General features: G+C 70.7%; 3 protein-coding genes. 2 read left to right on the top strand and 1 reads right to left on the bottom strand.

The window, feature by feature from the left end; genetic code table 11:
* Both AC1D01_RS23980 and hemH read left to right on the top strand, forming a co-directional pair.
* On the top strand, positions 1–2094 hold a 2094-nt coding region (locus tag AC1D01_RS23980), incomplete at its 5' end, for a PAS domain-containing hybrid sensor histidine kinase/response regulator (protein WP_477870798.1).
* 22 nt (positions 2095–2116) lie between these two features.
* On the top strand, positions 2117–3139 hold the full coding sequence (hemH, locus tag AC1D01_RS23975; RefSeq protein ID WP_477870796.1) for a ferrochelatase: 1023 nt from the start codon (positions 2117–2119) through the stop codon (positions 3137–3139).
* On the opposite strand, the gene AC1D01_RS23970 is transcribed toward hemH, so the two are convergent.
* The coding region (locus AC1D01_RS23970; protein ID WP_477870794.1) for a tripartite tricarboxylate transporter substrate-binding protein at positions 3140–3960 on the bottom strand (821 nt) is incomplete at its 5' end.

Genomic DNA, 3960 nt, shown 5'->3' with positions numbered 1-3960 from the left:
GGGCGCGCCCAGCACGAACTGCGCTGGCGCGACCGCTGGCTGATCGTCAACGACCGCCGGCTGCGCGACGGCAGCCTGGTCCACCTGGCGCTCGACATCACCGACCGCAAGCGCGCCGAGCTGGAGTTGGGGCGCCAGCAGCTGCAGGCGCACGAGGCGCAGGCGCGGCTCGGCGCAGTGCTGGCGGCCGTGCCCGACCTGTGGTTCGTGCTCGACGAGGACGGGCGCTACCTCGAATGCGGCGACCCGAAGCACCCGCTGATGGTGCACGGCTGGGAGAGCGTGCGCGGCCGGCCCTTCGTGCAGGGCGTCACGCAGGAACTGGCCGACCAGGTGCTGCCCGCGATCCGCCGCGCGCTGCAGACCGGCGCGGTGCAGTGCCTCGAATACGACCTGGTGACGGCGGGCGGGCGTCCCGGCAGCTTCGAGGCGCGGCTGTCGCCGATGGCCGGCGCGCGGGTGCTGTACGTCACGCGCGACATCACGCAGCAGCGTGCCGCCGAGCAGGCGCTGAAGGCGGCCGAGGAGCGCTGGAAGTTCGCGCTCGAGGGCGCGGGCGACGGCGTCTGGGACTTCGACGAGGACCGCAACCTCGCGTTCTACTCGCCGCGCTGGAAGGAGATGCTCGGCTACCGCGAGGACGAGATCGGCAACACCATCCAGGAGTGGTCGCGCCGCATCCACCCGGACGACAAGGCGCGCGTGATGCGGGCCATCCAGTCCTACCGGCGTGGCGACACCGAGGTCTACGAGACCGAGCACCGGCTGCAGCACAAGGACGGCCGCTGGCTGTGGGTGCTCGACCGCGGCAAGATCGTCGAGCGCCACGCCGACGGCAGCCCGCGCCGCGTGGTCGGCACGCATTCCGACATCACGCGCACCAAACAGGCCGATCAGGCGCTGCGCGACAAGCAGGCCGCCGAGCTGGCCAACCGGGCGAAGAGCGAGTTCCTGTCGCGCATGAGCCACGAGATGCGCACGCCGCTGAATGCGGTGATCGGCTTCTCGCAGCTGATGCGCATGAACACCGACCAGGTCGACCTCGACAAGGTGCACGATTACGCCGACCACGTGCTGGACGCCGGGCAGCACCTGCTGGCGCTGATCAACGACGTGCTGGACCTGCAGAAAGTGGAGGAAGGTGCCTTGACACTGGACATGGGACGGGTGGCGCTCGACGACGTGGTCGCGCGCACGATCGACCTGCTGGCGCCGATGGCGCGCACGCGCGGCATCCGCTTCGAGAACGCGCTGCCCTCGCCGCTGCGCGTGCGGGCCGATGCGCAGCGACTGCGCCAGGTGCTGCTGAACGTGGCCTCGAACGCGGTCAAGTACAACCGCCCCGGCGGCATGGTGCGCTGGAGCGTGCGGCAGACATCCGCCGAACGGCTCACGCTGCTGGTCGAGGACGAAGGCAGCGGCCTGTCACCCGAGCAGATGAGCCGGCTGTTCCAGCCCTTCGAGCGGCTCGGCAAGGAGACCTCGACGATCGAGGGCACCGGCCTCGGGCTGATCATCGCGCGCAGCCTGATGCAGGCGATCGGCGGCGACCTGCAGGTGACGAGCCGCTTCGGCCACGGTACCTGCGTGCTGCTCGACATGGCCTGCGATCCCGATGGCGCCGCCACCGACCTGGCGCCGCTGGCCGACGACCCGTGCGAGCCCGCCGCCGCACCCGCGGCCACCCGGCGCGGCGCGCTGCGGATGATGTACGTCGAGGACAACCGCATCAACGCGATCCTGTTCGAGGAGGCGCTGCGGCTGCACCACGGCGCCATCGAGCTGCGCATCGCCGAGGACGGCGAGGAGGCGCTCGAGATCGCACGCGACTGGCAGCCCGAGGTGCTGGTGCTCGACGCCCACCTGCCGGGCATGACCGGCTTCGAGGTGCTGCAGCAGCTGCGCCAGCTGCCGGCCCTGGCCTCGGCCCCGGCCTACATGTGCTCGGCCGACGCGATGCCCGAGGACGTGCGGCGCGCCTACGAGGCCGGCTTCATCGGCTACTGGACCAAGCCGATCGACATCGCCGCGGTGGTGGCCGACATCGATCAGCTGCTGCAGTCGCCCGCGTTGGCCGGCTCACTGGCCGGCTGAGTCCGCCGCGATAATCCGGGCGATGCGCTTCGCCCCCGAACCTCCCGCCCCCMCCCGCCCTGCCCCCGCCACCGCCGTCCTGCTGTGCAACCTGGGCACCCCCGATGCCCCGACCGCCCCGGCGGTGCGCCGCTACCTGGCGCAGTTCCTCAGCGACCCGCGCGTCGTCGAGATCCCGAAGCTGCTGTGGTGGCTGATCCTGCACGGCGTCATCCTGCGCGTGCGGCCGGCGAAGTCGGCGGCCAAGTACGCAACGGTGTGGCTGCCCGAAGGCTCGCCGCTGAAGGTGTGGACGCAGAAGCAGGCCAGGCTGCTGGCAGGCTACCTCGGCGAGCGCGGCCACAAGGTGCAGGTGGCCTTCGCGATGCGCTATGGCACGCCGGCGATCGGCCGCGAACTCGACGCGCTGAAGGCCACCGGCGCCACCCGCATCCTGGTGCTGCCGATGTACCCGCAGTACTGCGCGGCGACGACGGCCAGCGTCAACGACGCGATCTACCAGTGGGCGCAGCGGGTGCGCGCGCTGCCCGAGCTGCGCTTCGTCAACCGCTACCACGACGACCCGGCCTACATCGCGGCGCTGGCCAAACGCGTGTCGGACCACTGGATGTCGCACGGCCGGCCCGACAAGCTGGTGATGAGCTTCCACGGCATGCCGCGCCGCACGCGCGACCTGGGCGACCCGTACTGCGGCGAATGCCTGGAAACCGGGCGCCTGCTGGCACAGCGGCTCGACCTGAAGGACGAGCAATGGGTCGTGACCTTCCAGAGCCGCTTCGGCAAGGCCGAATGGCTGCAGCCCTATACCGAGCCGACGCTGGTCGGGCTGGCGAAGCAAGGCGTCAAGCGCGTCGACGTGATGTGCCCCGGCTTCACTGCCGACTGCCTGGAGACGCTGGAGGAGATCGCGCAGGAGGCGCGCGATGCGTTCCTCGAGGCCGGGGGGGCGGAGTTCAACTACATCCCGTGCCTGAACGACCAGCATGAATGGATCGCCGCGCTGAGCGCGATCGCGATCCGCCACATGCAGGGATGGCCCGCCTGATCAGGCCGTCTTCAGCTTGAGGATGTAGACCAGGGCGTCGGCCATCGCCTTGTCGAGCTCCATCGACTCGGCAAACTCGGTGCCCACCTGCCAGCTGGGCTGCCAGTCGTTGCGCACCAGCGCGGCTTGCCAGCTGGGGTGCTGGGTCGCCYTCTGCAGCGAGGCGCGCAGGTTGGCCACCTGCGCATCGGACATGCCGGCCGGCGCGAAGATGCCGCGCCAGTTCGCCAGGTCGACGTCGAGGCGCTGCTCGCGGAACGACGGGATGCCGAACAGGCCGCGCCGCGAGCTGATCGCCAGCGCCCGCAGCTTGCCCGACGAGATGCCCGATTTCAGCTCGCCGAAGCCCGACACCGCTGCCGCCACCTTGCCGGCCGCCAGCGCCTGCATCACTTCGGCCCCGCTGCTCGACGGCACATAGACCAGCTTGCCCGGATCGGCCCCGGCCGCGCGCGCCACCAGCGCGGCGCACATGTGGTCGACACCGCCGGCCCCGCCGCCGGCCAGCGGCACCTCGGCGATGTTCTTCACCAGCGCGGCCTGGAAATCCTTGATCGTCTGGAACTTCGAATCGGCCGGCACCACCAGCGCCAGCACCTCGCTGGTCAGGCGGGCGACCGGCTTCACCTTGGCCAGCGTGATGGCCGGGCGGTTCAGCGCGATCGAGCCGACCATCACGAAGCCGCCGACCATCACCGAATCCTGGGCATCCGGGTATTTCTCCACGAATTCGGCCAGCCCGATGATGCCGCCCTTGCCGCCCTTGTTCTCGTAGACGATCTCGCTCGCCTGCCCTGCGGCCACCAGCGCATCGCCGACCG

The organism is Rhizobacter sp. P3_B12 (genome assembly GCF_056402895.1).
The sequence above is the reverse complement of the archived record's forward strand: the minus strand, read 5'-3'. Positions and strand labels throughout refer to the sequence as shown.